The 15,231-nt window shown below is 55.3% G+C and carries 15 protein-coding genes; 8 read left to right on the forward strand and 7 right to left on the reverse strand.

What is annotated here, in order from left to right:
- Positions 1-107 precede the first annotated feature (107 nt).
- Together GC56T2_RS03170 and GC56T2_RS03175 are read right to left on the reverse strand one after the other, a co-directional pair.
- On the reverse strand, positions 108-998 hold the full coding sequence (locus tag GC56T2_RS03170; RefSeq protein ID WP_144972991.1) for a helix-turn-helix domain-containing protein: 891 nt from the start codon (positions 996-998) through the stop codon (positions 108-110).
- Between the two features lie 73 nt (positions 999-1,071).
- On the reverse strand, positions 1,072-1,260 hold the full coding sequence (locus GC56T2_RS03175; RefSeq protein ID WP_033018653.1) for a hypothetical protein: 189 nt from the start codon (positions 1,258-1,260) through the stop codon (positions 1,072-1,074).
- A 106-nt stretch (positions 1,261-1,366) separates the two neighbouring features.
- Here GC56T2_RS03175 and GC56T2_RS03180 point away from each other — a divergent pair, with 106 nt between their 5' ends.
- Positions 1,367-1,768: a hypothetical protein gene (locus GC56T2_RS03180; protein ID WP_144972993.1), complete on the forward strand. Its 402-nt coding sequence runs from the start codon at positions 1,367-1,369 to the stop codon at positions 1,766-1,768.
- Here the strand turns inward: GC56T2_RS03180 and GC56T2_RS03185 are convergent.
- The 4 genes from GC56T2_RS03185 to GC56T2_RS03200 are packed head-to-tail and all read right to left on the reverse strand — an operon-like array spanning position 1,728 to position 6,390.
- Complete coding sequence (locus GC56T2_RS03185) at positions 1,728-2,894, reverse strand: YheC/YheD family endospore coat-associated protein (protein ID WP_144972995.1); 1,167 nt, start codon at positions 2,892-2,894, stop codon at positions 1,728-1,730. The two genes, GC56T2_RS03180 and GC56T2_RS03185, sit on opposite strands and share 41 nt — an antisense overlap.
- A complete protein-coding gene (locus GC56T2_RS03190) occupies positions 2,891-4,240 on the reverse strand; it encodes a YheC/YheD family endospore coat-associated protein (protein ID WP_144972997.1) in 1,350 nt (449 codons plus the stop codon). Before GC56T2_RS03190 ends, GC56T2_RS03185 begins: the two co-directional genes overlap by 4 nt.
- Positions 4,237-5,304, reverse strand: coding sequence for a YheC/YheD family endospore coat-associated protein (locus GC56T2_RS03195; RefSeq protein WP_144972999.1), 1,068 nt, complete (start codon positions 5,302-5,304; stop codon positions 4,237-4,239). Before GC56T2_RS03195 ends, GC56T2_RS03190 begins: the two co-directional genes overlap by 4 nt.
- 6 nt (positions 5,305-5,310) lie before the next feature.
- On the reverse strand, positions 5,311-6,390 hold the full coding sequence (locus GC56T2_RS03200) for a YheC/YheD family endospore coat-associated protein (RefSeq protein WP_144973001.1): 1,080 nt from the start codon (positions 6,388-6,390) through the stop codon (positions 5,311-5,313).
- 126 nt (positions 6,391-6,516) lie between these two features.
- Between GC56T2_RS03200 and GC56T2_RS03205 the strand changes: the two genes are divergently transcribed.
- The 4 genes from GC56T2_RS03205 (at position 6,517) to GC56T2_RS03220 (ending at position 11,367) form a co-directional block, all read left to right on the forward strand.
- The gene (locus GC56T2_RS03205) at positions 6,517-7,650 is read left to right on the forward strand and encodes a DUF445 domain-containing protein (RefSeq protein ID WP_144973003.1); all 1,134 of its coding nucleotides are present in this window, start codon (positions 6,517-6,519) and stop codon (positions 7,648-7,650) included.
- Positions 7,651-7,791: 141 nt separating this feature from the next.
- Complete coding sequence (locus tag GC56T2_RS03210) at positions 7,792-8,151, forward strand: YlbF/YmcA family competence regulator (RefSeq protein WP_144973005.1); 360 nt, start codon at positions 7,792-7,794, stop codon at positions 8,149-8,151.
- Positions 8,152-8,583: 432 nt separating this feature from the next.
- A complete protein-coding gene (locus GC56T2_RS03215) occupies positions 8,584-9,444 on the forward strand; it encodes a Cof-type HAD-IIB family hydrolase (protein ID WP_144973007.1) in 861 nt (286 codons plus the stop codon).
- 417 nt (positions 9,445-9,861) lie between these two features.
- Entirely contained in the window at positions 9,862-11,367 is a 1,506-nt protein-coding gene (locus GC56T2_RS03220) for a coproporphyrinogen III oxidase (RefSeq protein WP_144977001.1), read from the forward strand.
- A gap of 306 nt (positions 11,368-11,673) precedes the next feature.
- Here GC56T2_RS03220 and GC56T2_RS03225 read toward each other — a convergent pair whose 3' ends face one another.
- On the reverse strand, positions 11,674-11,859 hold the full coding sequence (locus GC56T2_RS03225) for a YhzD family protein (protein ID WP_144973009.1): 186 nt from the start codon (positions 11,857-11,859) through the stop codon (positions 11,674-11,676).
- A gap of 144 nt (positions 11,860-12,003) precedes the next feature.
- Here GC56T2_RS03225 and GC56T2_RS03230 point away from each other — a divergent pair, with 144 nt between their 5' ends.
- The 3 genes from GC56T2_RS03230 (at position 12,004) to yhaM (ending at position 15,226) form a co-directional block, all read left to right on the forward strand.
- Positions 12,004-12,903, forward strand: coding sequence for an ABC transporter ATP-binding protein (locus tag GC56T2_RS03230; protein WP_144973011.1), 900 nt, complete (start codon positions 12,004-12,006; stop codon positions 12,901-12,903).
- Positions 12,896-14,125, forward strand: a complete 1,230-nt coding sequence (locus GC56T2_RS03235; protein ID WP_144973013.1) for an ABC transporter permease — start codon at positions 12,896-12,898, stop codon at positions 14,123-14,125. The genes GC56T2_RS03230 and GC56T2_RS03235 overlap by 8 nt, the downstream gene beginning before the upstream one ends.
- Positions 14,126-14,248: 123 nt before the next feature.
- Positions 14,249-15,226, forward strand: a complete 978-nt coding sequence (yhaM, locus tag GC56T2_RS03240; protein WP_144973015.1) for a 3'-5' exoribonuclease YhaM — start codon at positions 14,249-14,251, stop codon at positions 15,224-15,226.
- Positions 15,227-15,231 lie beyond the last annotated feature (5 nt).

The following is a 15,231-nucleotide window of genomic DNA, read 5'->3' on the forward strand; positions in this document are numbered from 1 at the left end:
TGTTAAAATCGTTTTCCTCTAGCTTTAGTGTATAGAAAAATAGAAACATTCGTAAATGGACAACATGCACAAAAAACGGCGGCCCATTTTCGGCAGCCTGCCCAACGTTACGGACGGCGGCGATGCAAAATAGCGAGATACATCGCCGCCGCCCCTTTAAATCGCTTGATATCGAGACCGGTCTGCTCGGTCCATTTCTCGATGCGATATTGCAAACTGTTGCGATGCATGTAAAGGGCTTTCGCCGCCATCGAGACGTTTAAGTTGCACTGGAAAAACGTCTCGATCGCTTGGAGGTCATCTTCCTGCAGCTCGTTGAGAAACGAAAAGAGGCGATCGACGTTTCCGCTGTCCGTTTCGCCTGCAATGAGCGGAAGTAAGATGACGTCTTCCCATTCGTACACCGTTTGTTTCGGCCAAAAGCGCCGAGCGGCGGCGAAACATTCTTTTTCAAGAAGGAACGATTCGCGCAGATGGCCATCGGCGGGGCGGATCGGGCCGATCAGCACGTGGATGGCGGCATAAAAATCGGCAGCGAGCGCTTCGGCCATATCGGCAAGCGGCGGCCGCTCAGCGGTCCGTTTCGGCTTCGCTTCGACGATGATCCCGCGATGATCTTGCTCCCAGACGATCGTGATCGGCGAGGAAAATAAGCCGCGCAGGGCATCGGCAAAATCGTCTCTAGGGACGATCGGCCGGTTCGCAGTGAAATGAATAAACCGGCAGTACGGCGCGGTGAGTTGGGCGAGCGCCGCCGGGTCACCGCAGGCGATCCATCGCTTCCATGCCCGTTCCGCTTCTCCTTCCGGTGTGCGCCGCCCGCTGGCCGGTGTGAAAAAGAGCGACAGCAGCCGCCGCTCTCGGTCGGTCAACCGCTGTTTGGCAATGCCGATTTCATCTCCGTCTGCCGTATAAAACCAGTCATACGCTTCTGGCTGCTCCGTCTGGCCGTTGATGATGATATCCCCAGCATAAAGCGACTCGAGCTCTTTAAGCATCGCGCGCCATCCTTTCTGTCGTTTTGCATCCATTATAACAAAATCCGACTTCCCTTGGGGGAAGTCGGAGTGGTCAATCGCCGGCCTCGTGAGGCGGTTCCTCTTTGACGAGATCGCGCGCTTCTTCGATGTTGACTTGTTCACCGTGGCCGTAGACCATGCCGCCGGCCATTCCTTCATTGATCATGCGATCGATGTCCCACTCATACTCATCTCTTCCTTCATATAAGGCATCTTGGCGCCCCGTTTCTTTCCGTTCCATCGTTCTCTCCTTCCTTTTGGTTTTTTCTAGTTTGTCCGAAGTCGTCATCGTCTATCCGCTTCGTTCATATGGATAGTAGAGGACAAGCGGGAAGGAGTGATGGAAAATGACGATGATCATCCGACAATTGCTTCAAACGATCGCCGCGGCCGAAGAAACAGCCCAGCGGCTCGCTGAATTGGACAAGGAAGAAACAGAATGGGAAGCTTACTTGAAAGAGGCAGGGCGCCAGCGCCAATTTTGGGAATACATGTACCGGCTCATCGCCGGCCAAGAATGCGCCATGAAGAGCGCGGAAGGGGAGGCGAGTCACAGCGGTCGCCTTGAGCTGCTGGAAGCCCTCGCCGCCGCGGAGTGGACAAAGGCGCAATTATGCCAGCGGGTTTGCGGCAGCCTGAGCGGCGCGGCCCGGCAGGCCTCCGATCGCCTGTTTCACCAAGCGCTCCAGCAAAGCGGCGCGTTGTTAGCTATGGTGCAAGCTGAGCGAATGAAGCAAACAGTTCATTAAGCCGTTCAAGCCGCCGTTTTTCAATGTCTGGTTCATCGAAGGACATCGGTTTGGCGTTCATTTCATACACGTAAAGTTCATGGTTCGGGCCGACGCCGATGTCGGCGGAAAATTCGCCGACAAATCCGAACCGTTCGCTCAATCGCTCGCCGCTTAAGGCGATCAGTTGGGCAAGCGCCGCCTCGTCAATCCGCTTTTCGACCTCGGCATAGGGAAGAATCGTCCCGCCGTGAAAAACATGGGTTGTTAGCGCCCGTCTCGCGGCTAAGCGGACGCCGACGCCGGTCATTGTATAGCGGCCGCGCCGCCAATGAGCGAGCACGCGCAAGTCGTAGCGCTGGCCGTTCCACGTGTCCGTTCGGGCCGCCGCTTGGGCGATGTAGCCGCCCGATTCAAGCAACGGGGCGAGCGCTTCGAGGGAACGAAGCCGTTTTCGCCCACCGGGATGTTCGCATAAAACGGAACGGTCCGGCAAGACGGTGAGGCGAAATAGCCCGTTTCCTTTCGCGCCATCGTCTTTTTTGACGTAAACGCAGCTATAGCGGTTCAGCCATGCGCGAACGTCATCGGCTGTCCGGACCGGAGCGGTCGGCAGTAAATGCGGCCAAAGCCGGCCATCAGCGCGCAGGGCGTCATACACATCCGACTTGCGGAAAAACGACCGGTTGATCAAGGCAATTCCGCCCGCATCGAACCGGGCGGCCGCCGCTTGGAACCGCTCGCCGCTTTCTTCCGCTCGGCTTTTTACCCGGTTGTAGACGACATCAGGAAGCGGGGTGGATGCTTTGATCCAGCGTCCGGACGCCGGCACGAGCACAAAGCCGGAAACGGTGTTTTCCTTCACGCCAGCGGCGGTCGTGACGATGGCAATGCCGCCGGCGTCATGAACAGAACGGACGACCGTTTCCAGCCATCTTTTTTTCCCGACAAGCAAAGCGGGAATCGACGATTCGCTCACCAAAACGCCAACAAGTGGTCCGACCCGCCCGGCCCGCTCGCGAACGGGAAAGGTGAGGTCAGGAAGGGAAGCGGCGGGAACAAGGCGGCCGCTGCCAAACCGATATGGCTCGCTCAGCCGTTCGCCGACCCATGCACCGGTATCGCTTTGATAGCCGATCGTTATCATGGCCAAAGCGCCTCTGGGGCGGTGATGGCGGTTTTGCTCAAGTGGATGGCGTAGGCAAGCGGCAGCCGCACCGTTTGTTCGTCCGCTTCTTTAAGCTTCGGATGGTGAAAAATCGAACGTCCCGGTTTTGAGTTGGCTTCAAACATCCACACGTTTCCGTCGCGGTCGATTCCAAAGTCAAAGCCGATTTCGCCGATGAAGGCATCCAGCGTTTCCTCAAGGCAGCGGCTGAGCGTTAAGGCGGCGTCGCATAGACGGCTGATGAGCGCTTGCCGTTCGCCGGGGTCGGGGAAAATTTCCTCGAGCGTTTTCACAGTGCCGCCGCTGCGGATGTGGGTGGTCAAGCTTTCTTTTCCGGCGATTTTGGCGGCCATGGCGCTGACTTGCCATGCGTTTTGGCCGTCTTTATTTGTATGGACGCGGAAATCGACCGGTCGGCCGCGCACGGTCAGGAGCGGGATGGCCTGCTGAATGACGCAGCGATGAAGCGGAGCGGCGGCCAACAAATGATGCCATACCGCCATCGCGGTAGGAAAGGTCAACGTTTTGACGTCGCCGTGCTCTTCGCGAAAGCGGCACTCATACGCTCCGTTTTTTTTCGCCAGATGATAGATGCCGCGCCCTAAACTGCCATCGGCCGGTTTGATATAAGCTTCGGCGTATCGACGAAGGAACTGCTCGATCGTCTTGGCTGTGATATGGGCCGCCGTCGCTGGCAAATACGGCTTGGCTTGCGGATGAGTCGACAGCCGGCGGTAAATATCGGCTTTGTTGAAAAAATGGCCGTTAAACACAGGGATGCCATACCGTGTTTGCAACGTTTCCGTGATCGTGTGGAACGGTTGGGCGTTTTCGATGCGCCGGTTCGGCAGCCGGTTGTAAACGGCGGTTGGCAGCGGCACGAGATGCCGTTCCCAACCGCGCTCTGTGTAAAAGTAGCCGTTGACCATGCCGTTGTTCCAGTCGATATGAGGGGCGCCGAACAAAAACGCGAATCCCCCGACTTGTTTTTGTTGCGCCAGCAGTTTAGCGAAAAAGAGGCTGCGGGTTCCGACCGGGCGGTTGGGCGATGTGGTGAAGCCGGCTGTGAAAATGCCGACAAGCGGGCCGAAATGAACGGCCTCATCTGTCAAAAAGACATGGACCTCGGCGGCAAACGGGATCCGTAAGCGCCGCGCGACGTCATGAGCGATGACGGCTTCGTTCGTGAGCGAGGCCGAAGAGACGATTCGGCATGGCACGAACAGGCTGCCAAACGCCGCCATCGTTTGTCCTGCGAGCGGAAGCGAAGCGGGAAGCACGACGGTACCGGTTGTCTGTTCGTCAATGACCAAGGTGTACGTCACCGCTTGTTCACCTCACGGGCCAAAAACAAACAGTAGCGAAGCGGAGCCTCATAAATACAGTCTTGTTGTTCCGGCGGAAGAACGCTGATGATTTTTCTTCCCGGCTTTGAGTTGACGTCCAAAATCCAAACCGCCCCTTTGTCATCGACGCCGAGATCCAAACCGATTTCAAACAGCGGGCCGAATCGCTCCTCCATATATGCCGGCAACGCCCGAATGATCGTTTCGATGCCATCCATCACGACGGCGCGCCTCGGAATCGTAAGCCGGTCAAGCCAATCAGAAAAGGGCCGGATGTCTGCTCCTGCGCGGACGTTGGCCACCCACGCCCCCGCCCGGCCGACCCGAACCGCCCGTGCCCGTTCCCTCCACTCTCCCGCTTCGTTTTTTTGCAAAAGAAAGCGAAGATCAAACGGTTCACCGGCCGGAGTGGACAGCCGAAGAAGCGGTTGCAGCACATAGCGGCCGCAGCGGTTCAGCGAGGAGACGAACCGCTCAAGCTCGTTTCGGCGGGTGATGATCGTTTGGTGTTGTCCCCAGCCGTCTTCGCTGGACAACGCGGCTCCTTGTTTTCGCATCACGAAAATGCCGCGCCCGCCGGAGCCATGCACCGGTTTGGCGATGATCGCCTGCTGGCGTCGAAGACAGTGCAGCACATCTTCGGCGCCTTCAAGGGGAGAGGTCGGCGGAACGTACGCCGAGAGAAGCGGGTGGGCGGCAAGCGCCTCATACACCTCTCCTTTTCCGGGAAGTCCGTAGCCCAAAAACGTAACATCCGGCCGCTGCTTCAGCCATTGCATGATGGGCTTTGCTTTTTTGGAGCGGTCGTCAGAGCCGTAAAAACAACGATCATAAAGAAACGGCGGAATGGCGAACATAGCGGGCGTCCATTCGTTCGTTTCGGTCTGAAAAACAAGGCCGTGGACTTGTTCCGTCTGCGGGTCGATATCAAGCGGGGAAAAACGGCAGACGGAGATGCCGAAGCGTCCGGCGCGCTTGGCCAGTTCTGTGCAGTAGGGACGGTCTTGCTGCTTGTCAAGGGCGACAAAGCCGAGGGAAAGCAAAGCGGCTCACTCCTTTTCTTCTATCAATGTCAAACTGTAGTTGACGATCGCCTTAGCTGATGGCCGGATCGTCTTCGCGGCGGGAACCATTTCCACGTGCTTGGACGGCTTGCTGTTCACTTCAATAATCCAAGGGTGGTCGTGGATATCGACAGCAAGATCGATGCCCAACTCCCCGTACATCCCGTCGACTTCTAGCGCCAGCGCTGCCGCCGCCTCAAGGGCGATTTCTTTGAGGAGCTGTTTTTGTTGAAAGGCTACAGATTTCGGATACCACTCCTGCAAGACCGCATTGACGGCCAGCAGTTCTCCGCCGCGGGCGAGGTTGGCGACGAACTGGTCGGGCGATGCCGCGCGGGCGACGGCGGAAGTGACGCGCCAAGCGTTGTGGCGGGTTCGATGGCAAAGGAAGCGAAAATCGACCGGGCGGCTGTCCAGCGAGCGGAGCTCAAGCCCTTGCTGAATGATCATCGGCGCGGTTGTTTGTTGCCACAAGGTGGAAACGAAGACATCGATCGGCTGGTCAATCGTTGCCGAGGCCGCCGCCGTGGAACGGCGCAGGCCTATTCCGCCGTTTTGGCGTTCAAGGCGCAAAATCCCCCGTCCTTGGCTGCCGTGGATCGGTTTGAGAAAGACCGCCGGGAAGGCGGAAAGAAACGCTTCGAGTTCTCGCGGATCGTTCCATAGCGAGGTTTTGGGCAAGTACGGGCGCAAATGGCGGTGTCGTTCAATATAGCCATGCACTTCCCACTTATGCAGAAAGCGGCGGTTGAACATCACCCCGCCTTCTTCCGCAAGCCGGGTGAGCAGTTTGGCAAACGCCGGAGAATGCTCCGACGAGCGCGAGTGCAAGCGGTTGTAGATCACGTTGGCGGGAGGAACGTCTTGTTTGCTCCACGCGCCGTTGCTTCGCCGATAGCCGAGGCGCTGCAAATAAAGCGACGGCGAGGTGACGTAAACGAAGAGACCGCGTTCGCTTCCGTACTGTTCGAGCTCCTCGCAAAAACGATGAATGGAACCAAAGCGGGCTTGTTCATTTTTGTCTTTGATTTCCGTCAAGACAGCCATCGTCGGTTGTTTCTCCATCGCAGTCCCTCATTTGCGCATTCATCACGCAAGCTCTATAATGAACAAATAGGCAAACGTTTATATCGCTATCGTATGATGCCGGCCGCCGCTTGGTGACAACGGCGGAGAAGAAAGGGGAAGACGATGGGTTCGTTCGCGTACTGGGTGCTGATGATCGCCATCGGGGCGTTCATTGGCGGAATGACCAATTTTATCGCCATCGTGATGTTATTTCGCCCGTATGAACCGCTGTACGTCTTAGGAAGACGGCTGCCGTTCACCCCCGGATTAATTCCAAAGCGAAGACGGGAACTCGCCGAACAACTAGGGAAGACGGTCGCGGAGCATTTGGTGACGCCGGAAGGGCTGCGGCGCAAACTGACCGCTCCTGCTTTCGCGGCCGAGGTGGCGGAGCAGGGGCGGACATGGCTGAAACGATGGCTTTCACGCCAAGAAACGCCGCTTCAATGGCTTGAGCGCCTTGGCGTTCCTTCGCCTGCCGAGCGGCTCGGCGAGTGGGCTGCCGGGCAAGCGGACCGCGCGTATGAACGGTGGGCAGAAGCGTGGAGACGGCGGCCGATTCGCGATTGGCTGCCGCCGGAATGGAAGGAGACGATGGAAGCGCGCCTCGAGGGCCTCGCACACTATTTGGCCGACCGGGTGCTTGAGTACATGCAGAGCGAGGAAGGAAAGCAGCAGCTCGCCGGCATGATCCGCCGCTTTTTTCAGGAGCGCGGCATGATGGGAGGCGTGCTGCAAATGCTGCTTGGCAATGTTCAGCTCGTTGATAAAGCGCAGGTGGAGCTCGGCAAATTTTTGCGGCATGCCGGGACAAGAGAGGCGCTGGCCCGCCTTCTCTTTGCGGAATGGAACAAATGGATGGACACGCCGCTAGAGGCGGTGGAGGAAATGATCGGCCGCCAGCGCGTTCATGAGGCGGTGCGGACGGTTGCCCGCCGTTTCGTCTTGGAAAGCGGCTGGCTGCATCGTCCGATCGCTGAACTCATCGCCCCGTATGAGCAGCGGCTGTTCCAACAACTTGTTCCGCAAGCGACGGAAACGGCGCTTCGCCTGCTCAGCGGCCAAATCGAGGCAATGGTGGCGCGGCTCGGGCTTGAGGACATCGTGCGTGAGCAAGTGGAGTCCTTTTCGTTAAGAAGGCTTGAGGAAATCGTTTTATCGATTGCCCGCCGTGAGCTGAGCATGATCACCTATCTAGGCGCCTTGCTCGGCGGGCTGATCGGCGCGGTTCAAGGAGCCATCGGCTTATGGCTGTAACCGCCCAAGTCTATCGCCGCCCGTTGACAGCGACGATCAACGGCGCCAACGCGATCGAGGCTGGTAACCCTAGAATCATATGAACGCCGGTTCGTGCATACGCTAAAACGAAACCGATCTTCAAGTAGGAGGCGCTCGCTTATGTCACTATCTCTTCAGGCGCTCGCTCGACAGCTTGAGCAGGCGATCCGCGACAGTGAACCGTTTCGGGAGCTGAAACAGGCGTACGAAGACATCCGCCGTGATGAAACCGCCTATCGGATGTTTGCCAATTTCCGCGACATTCAGCTTCGATTGCATGAAAAACAAATGCGCGGGGCCGCCATTTTGCCCGATGAAATCGAGCAGGCGCAAAAGGCGATGGCGCTCGTCCAACAAAACGCCAAGCTCGCGCGGCTGATGGCGCTCGAACAGCAAATGAGCATGGCGCTTGCCGAAGTTCAGCACATCGCGATGAAACCGCTCGAAGAATTGCACCGCTCGATGATGGAAGGCGATTGAGCGGACGGAACGGAAAAACGAATCGGGCCGCCTCGTTTTCGTTCCCGCGCTGCCTATGGAGAACGGTGAAAAACGGCTGCTTCCCTCACGCAAAGGGGAGAATGAGCGAAACGCAGGACCGATGCCACAACGTTTTTCGAATGGAGAAATGACAGTGTAAAGCCGTATCCACGATGGAATTACCAGCCTCCTATGACGGGAAAAGAAAAACGGCGGGGCGGTTGCAAAACCCCTACAGGGCATTCAAGCGGAGACAGATATGGTCAAAGCGAAGAAAGATGGCGGTTGAAAAACACCCTACAGGGTGTTCTTTTTTTGTCCGGTTCATCATAGTCATGAAAATGATCAGAACGGCAAAGCCGCCGCAGCGGACAACGGGCGGCGCCGCTTTAGGCTGACTGAAAAGAGGGACGAACAAAGGGGGAGACAGCCGTGTATAAGCTGCTGGCGCTGAACATTGACGGAACGATTTTAAAAAATAACGGCCGCCTGTCGCGGGAAACGAAAGAGGCGGTCGACTACGTGCGGAAAAAAGGGGTTTACGTGACGCTGATGACGAGCCGAAATTTTCTTTCCGCTCGCAAAGTGGCGAAGGCGTTGCGGCTCGATGGAATGCTGATCACGTTTCAAGGGGCGCTGATCGGCAAATCGCTCGATCATCGACTGTTTGCCGCCGTCATCCCGGAAGAACGGACGTTTAATATCGTGCAGATTTTGGAAAACTTCCCTTGCAACATTCGCCTGATGCACGAACGGTATTCGCTTGGCAACCGGAAAAAAGTGAAGCGGAATCTCGTCGTGCAGACCGTTCTTTCCTCGAGCGATCCCTTTTTCTATCCGACCCAGTTTGTCGATTCGCTCGGTGATGTGTTGATCGATGAACCGATGGCCGTGCCCAAAATCGATGTTTACTTTGCCGATGATGCAGAGCGGGAGGAAGCAGCCCGCTTGCTTGCATCCGCCATTCCGTCCATTGATATGATTATGCAGCCTGAAGGCAAAATGGAAATTGTCCCGCAAGGCGTGTCAAAGCTGGCTGGACTGCGCCGGCTCACCCAACATCTCGGCATTTCGTTGAAAGAAACGGTGGTGATTGGCGACGGCCTCGATGATTTGCCGGCCATTGAAGCCGCAGGGCTTGGTGTGGCGATGGGCAATGCGCCGCTTGAAGTCAAGCGGGTGGCTGACTGGGTGACGCGCTCGAACGAACAGCTCGGCGTCGCTTACATGGTGAAAGAGCATTTCCGCAAACAGCAGCGGATCGAGTTTTTGCAAAAGCTAAAAGGCCGGTGAAAAACGGCTGCCACGAGCAAATCAGCGGCATTTCGCTAAAAAAGAAGGTTGGTTTCGCTAGTCTTCTCTAACTGAGAAATAGAGCGAATCTAAGGATTTTATACGAAATCACCGCCCCTCTAAAAACAAAACAAGGAAGAAGCAAAGCAAGGCGCCCCGGTCGGTTCGGGGCGTGTTTTTTCTCTTTGCCGAAAGTTGTAGTTGCCGGTTTGAAAACCTACCATCCTTCGTAACGCAACGATGTTCATACATGGCGAAAGAAAGACGTCGACATGTGAACTTTTTTAGCTGGCCGCGTTTATTGGCGAGCTGCGCAGGCAGAAACGTTGGCAACAGCCGGGCGGGAAAGGAGCATTCTTCCGCTTGACGAACGAAACGGCGGTTCGCTACACTGAAAGAAGTTTGACAGAAAAGGTGATGAACGTGCGCATCAACATTCTAGGACTGCCGAACCCGGAACGGTTTCAGCGCCCGCTCGAAGTGATGACCGAGCTGTTTTTCGAAGCGCCCGCGCTTTCGTTTGCGCCGCTGCCGGAAGCGGATGTTGTCGTTTCGTTGACTGTGAACGAGAACGGCCGCATCACCGTTTCTGGAACGCTGGCGGACAGGACGTCCGGGCGCGTTGAGGAGGCTAGGCATGAGCATGAGGCGCCGGTCGAAGCCGATGGAAAAGCGCGCGAAAAACAGTTGAAAAACGCGGTTTTCCATGTGTATATAACGCTTCTTGAACGCTATACCGGCATCGTGCAGCCGTGGGGCATTTTAACCGGCGTCCGCCCGGTGAAGCTGCTTCATCAGCTGCTGCGTTCCGGGATGACGAAAGAAGAGGCGCATCGGAGACTAGCGGAAGACTATTTAGTAACAAAAGAAAAAATTGACCTCATGCAAGCGATCGTTGACCGCCAGCTCACGGTGGTGCCGGACTTGTACGAGTTGGCCGATGAAGTGAGCATTTACATCGGCATTCCGTTCTGTCCGACGAAATGTGCGTACTGCACGTTCCCGGCGTATGCGATCAACGGCCGTCAAGGATCGGTTGATGATTTTTTGGCCGGGCTTCATTACGAAATGGAAGCGGTCGGCCGCTTTTTGCGTGAACGCGGCATCCGGATTACGACGATTTATTACGGCGGCGGGACGCCAACAAGCATCACGGCTGAGGAAATGGACCGGCTGTACGCCCATATGTACAACGTATTTCCAGATGTCGACCGCGTCCGCGAAATAACCGTCGAAGCTGGGCGGCCGGACACGATTACACCAGAAAAACTGGACGTCTTGAAAAAATGGCGGATCGACCGCATTAGCATCAATCCGCAGTCGTATATCCAAGAGACGTTAAAAGCGATCGGCCGCCATCATACTGTTGAGGAAACGATCAACAAATTTCACTTGGCTCGGCAAATGGGGATGAACAACATCAATATGGATTTGATCATCGGCTTGCCGGGTGAAGGGCTGGCGGAGTTTACGCATACGCTCGCCGAGACGGAACGGCTCATGCCGGAGTCGCTCACCGTTCATACGCTGTCGTTTAAGCGCGCTTCGGAAATGACGAAAAACAAACAAAAGTACAAAGTCGCCGGTCGCGAAGAAATACAGGCGATGATGAAAGCGGCCGAAGAGTGGACGCGCCAGCACGGCTATGTGCCGTATTATTTGTACCGGCAAAAAAACATTCTCGGCAACCTCGAAAATGTCGGCTACGCGTTGCCGGGAAACGAGAGCATTTACAACATAATGATCATGGAAGAGCAGCAGTCGATCATCGGGCTCGGCTGCGGAGCGTCCAGCAAATTCGTCGACCCGAAAACGCGAAAAATCACCCGCCAGGCGAACCCGAAAGAGCCGAAGGTGTATAACGAACATTTTATGGAATATACAGAAGAAAAATTGACCATCATGGCCGCCTTGTTTGGCTGAGCGAAAGAGGGGCTGGCCTAAAGATCTCCCCCCCCCCCAAGAAAATACAACCTATCGTGTGGCAGGAAGCGACTGGTGCTTCTATATGGCGATGAGAGAGGGGCTGGCCCAAAAGGCGATCTCCCCTCAGGAAAGACACATCATATAGTGTGGCGGAGCGGTTAGTGCCTATATACAGCGATGAAAGAGGGTGTCCCAAAAGGATCGGGACACCCTCTTTTATGGCTAGCCCGTACGGACTGCTTCGATCGCACGATGGTTGTGCCGATCTTGAAAGCAGGTAACCGTTTGGCTCAGCCTCTTCATTTAGCGGTGAAACAAAATCAGTTTGCCGCTTGCGTTGACGCAGCGGTGGGTTTTCTCCCAACAGCCGCGTTCGCGCAGCTTCTGCTCGCCGATTTTTTTCGCCTCTTCATCATTGGCGGCCTCAAACGTCTCATCGAGCAGCTTCTCTCCGTCGGGTTCAAAAGCGGTCAACGTATATGTCGGCATCCGTTCATCCCCTTTCAATGAATGGTGATTCACTTTTTTCATTAGCGCTTGGCTGTGAAAAATCCTGCTTGTTGCTGAAACTTTTTTCGGCAGCAAACGTCAAATATAATGATGGAAAATTTGCTTTCATTTGGGGGAATGTGGATGGGTTTGGAAGTGGTAGGGGTGACGAAGCGATTTGGGGAGACGACGGCGGTTGATCAGTTGACATTGACGATTCCCGAAGGAAACATGTTCGGGTTGCTCGGGGCGAACGGGGCCGGAAAAACGACGACGTTCCGCATGATATTGGGCCTCCTTGCTCCGACAGAAGGCACGATCCGCTGGCAAGGGGAGCCGATCGATTATTCCAAAAGCCATTTGATCGGCTATCTGCCTGAAGAGCGCGGGCTCTATCCGAAATTGAAGGTGAAAGAACAGCTCGTTTACTTAGGGCGGCTGCGCGGGATGAAAAAGGCGGAGGCGCTTTCTGAAATCGATCGTTGGCTCGAGCGGTTCCATATTCGCGATTACGCCGATCGACGGGTCGGGGAACTGTCGAAAGGCAACCAGCAAAAGCTCCAGTTTATTGCCGCGGTATTGCACCGGCCGAAGCTCGTCATCTTAGACGAGCCGTTCAGTGGGCTCGATCCGGTGAACGTCGAGCTGTTGAAAGAAGCGGTGCTCGATTTGAAAACAAACGGTGCGACCATCGTATTTTCCAGCCACCGAATGGAGCACGTCGAAGAGCTGTGCGAACATGTTTGCATTTTGCGCCGCGGACGGGCGGTGGTGGCCGGCCGGCTGCGCGAATTGAAACGTTCCTTTGGCAAGAAAAATCTTGTCATTCATGGGGAAGGGCCGTTGGAAGAGTTGGAACGGTTCCCGGGCGTGCTTCAGTGCAAGCGGACGGCCGAAGGAGTGCGGCTGCAAATCGCCAGCGAGGAGACAGCGCAAGCGATTTTTGCCCATGCGGCGGGGAAGGTGGCCGTGCGTTTGTTTGCGCTTGAGGAACCGTCATTGAATGACATTTTTATCGAAAAAGTAGGTGCGGCGTATGAATAAATTTTGGCTCGTCATGGGGCATACATACGTAACGAAGCTGAAGGCAAAGGCGTTTCTAGTGACCACCGCTTTGACTTGCCTGTTGATCATCGGGTTGGCCAATGTGCAGACGATCATCGAGGCGTTTACCGGCGATGAAACGGCCCATGTCGCCGTCATCGATCGTACACAATCGCTGTACAAAGCGCTTGAAAAGCAGGTGAATAACAAAGAAATCGCGTTAACGAAAATTACCGATCTCGAAGATGAAGCGAAAAAGGCAGTGAAGGAAGGAAAGTGGGACGGATTGCTCGTATTGTCCACGGATGAAAAAGGATTGCCGAAGGCTTTTTATTATGCCAATACGATCGCCGACAATCGAACGTCTGAAGAGCTGGAACGCGGGGTAAACGCGCTGAAAACGGCGCTTGCCGCCGCCAAAATCGGCCTGACAAAGGAACAATTGGCCGTTCTATATCAGCCCGTTCCGTTTCAAAAGGTGGCGCTGGAAAAAAACGCGAAAAGTGAAGAGGAGCTGAACGAGGCGCGTTCGCTCGTTTACGTTCTGCTGTTCGCGATGTATATGTTTGTTCTCATGTACGGAGGCATGATCGCCACTGAGGTCGCCACGGAAAAATCGTCGCGCGTCATGGAAATTTTAGTGTCAAGCATTCACCCGGTTCAGCAGCTGTTTGGCAAAATTATCGGCGTGGCGCTTGTTAGCTTGACGCAGTTTTTCGTGTTTTTCGCCGTTGGGTTCGCTGCTTTGAAAGCGAGCGGCCAAGAAGTGTGGCGCTTTCTCGGGCTGGATCAGACGCCGCTGTCCATATGGGGATACGCACTCATCTTTTTCCTGTTGGGGTATCTTTTGTATGCGGTGCTGTTTGCCGTGCTCGGTTCGCTTGTCAGCCGCGTTGAAGATGTGCAGCCGGCGATTACTCCGGTCATGCTGATGGTTGTCGCCGCATTTATGATCGCCATGGTTGGGCTGAACATGCCGGAATCGCCGTTTGTTGTCGGCGCCTCGTTCATTCCTTTTTTCACGCCGATGCTCATGTTTTTACGCATCGGCCTCGTTTCAGTACCGGCGTGGGAGGTGGCGCTCAGCCTCGCTTTGTTGGTAGCGACGATGGCGCTGCTCATTTTGGTTGGCGCGAAAGTGTATCGCGGCGGCGTGCTTATGTATGGGCGAATGAACGTGTTCAAGGATATGAAACAGGCCATTCAGCTGACGAAAAAGTAAGCGATCGGAGAAGGCATAAAAACATCGAATCGTTCCTTGCCGGGCCGGCAAGGCTTTCTTTTTTGCCGTTTCCCCGTTATGGTATACTAAAGGATACGTAAAGAGAAACGGAGGAGAACGAACGTGGCGAAAGGGATTATTCACTATGAAGTCGGGGAACAAGTCGACTTGTTTTTGCTCATTAAATCAGCGACAAAAGGAATTGCCAGCAACGGCAAGCCGTTTTTGACGCTGATGTTGCAAGACAAAAGCGGCGACATTGAAGCGAAACTTTGGGACGTGTCTCCCGATGATGAGGAGCGGTACGTGCCGGAATGCATTGTCAAAGTGGTCGGCGACATTCATAATTACCGCGGCAAACTGCAGCTTCGCATCCGCTCGATCCGCCCGGCTCATCCCGGCGATGCGGTGCGTGTCGACGATTTTTTAGAGACCGCCCCGCTTGCCCGCGAGGAAATGAAAGCGAAAGTAATGGAATACATATTTGCGATGGAAAATCCAAACATTCAGCGCATTACGCGTTATTTGCTGAAGAAATATGAAAAGCCGTTTTTTGAGTATCCGGCGGCGACCAAAAATCATCACGAATTCATCTCCGGACTCGCGTATCACGTTGTGTCGATGCTCGAACTTGCGGCGGCGCTCGTCCGTCTGTATCCATCGCTGAATAAAGATTTGCTGTATGCGGGAGTGATTTTGCACGACCTTGGCAAAGTGATCGAGCTGTCCGGCCCGGTCTCGGCGGCGTATACGCTTGAAGGCAACTTGCTCGGCCATATTTCGATCATGGTCAGCGAAATCAGCAAGGCGGCCGAGCAGCTCGGCATCCAAGGCGAGGAAGTTGTCATTTTGCAGCACCTTGTCTTGGCCCACCATGGCAAAGCGGAGTGGGGCAGCCCGAAGCCGCCGCTCGTCAAAGAAGCGGAAGTGCTTCATTATATCGACAATTTGGACGCGAAAATGATGATGATCGATCGGGCGCTGGAAAAAGTAAAACCGGGCGAATTTACCGAGCGCATTTTCGCTCTTGACAACCGTTCGTTTTACAAGCCGGCGTTTTTGGCTGTTTCAACATCGGAAAAAGCGGGTAAAGAGAAGTAGCGACA

Source organism: Geobacillus sp. C56-T2 (assembly GCF_007829715.1).
GTDB lineage: Bacteria > Bacillota > Bacilli > Bacillales > Anoxybacillaceae > Geobacillus > Geobacillus icigianus.

What these genes read in the sequence shown, in the direction of transcription:
- GC56T2_RS03230 (WP_144973011.1), top strand. Translation starts at nt 12,004, where the DNA reads ATGGGTTTGGAAGTGGTAGGGGTGACGAAGCGATTTGGGGAGACGACG.
- GC56T2_RS03175 (WP_033018653.1), bottom strand. Translation starts at nt 1,260, where the DNA reads ATGGAACGGAAAGAAACGGGGCGCCAAGATGCCTTATATGAAGGAAGA.
- GC56T2_RS03205 (WP_144973003.1), top strand. Translation starts at nt 6,517, where the DNA reads ATGGGTTCGTTCGCGTACTGGGTGCTGATGATCGCCATCGGGGCGTTC.
- GC56T2_RS03220 (WP_144977001.1), top strand. Translation starts at nt 9,862, where the DNA reads ATGAACGTGCGCATCAACATTCTAGGACTGCCGAACCCGGAACGGTTT.
- GC56T2_RS03210 (WP_144973005.1), top strand. Translation starts at nt 7,792, where the DNA reads ATGTCACTATCTCTTCAGGCGCTCGCTCGACAGCTTGAGCAGGCGATC.
- GC56T2_RS03170 (WP_144972991.1), bottom strand. Translation starts at nt 998, where the DNA reads ATGCTTAAAGAGCTCGAGTCGCTTTATGCTGGGGATATCATCATCAAC.
- GC56T2_RS03235 (WP_144973013.1), top strand. Translation starts at nt 12,896, where the DNA reads ATGAATAAATTTTGGCTCGTCATGGGGCATACATACGTAACGAAGCTG.
- GC56T2_RS03200 (WP_144973001.1), bottom strand. Translation starts at nt 6,390, where the DNA reads ATGGAGAAACAACCGACGATGGCTGTCTTGACGGAAATCAAAGACAAA.
- GC56T2_RS03225 (WP_144973009.1), bottom strand. Translation starts at nt 11,859, where the DNA reads ATGCCGACATATACGTTGACCGCTTTTGAACCCGACGGAGAGAAGCTG.
- GC56T2_RS03180 (WP_144972993.1), top strand. Translation starts at nt 1,367, where the DNA reads ATGACGATGATCATCCGACAATTGCTTCAAACGATCGCCGCGGCCGAA.
- GC56T2_RS03185 (WP_144972995.1), bottom strand. Translation starts at nt 2,894, where the DNA reads ATGATAACGATCGGCTATCAAAGCGATACCGGTGCATGGGTCGGCGAA.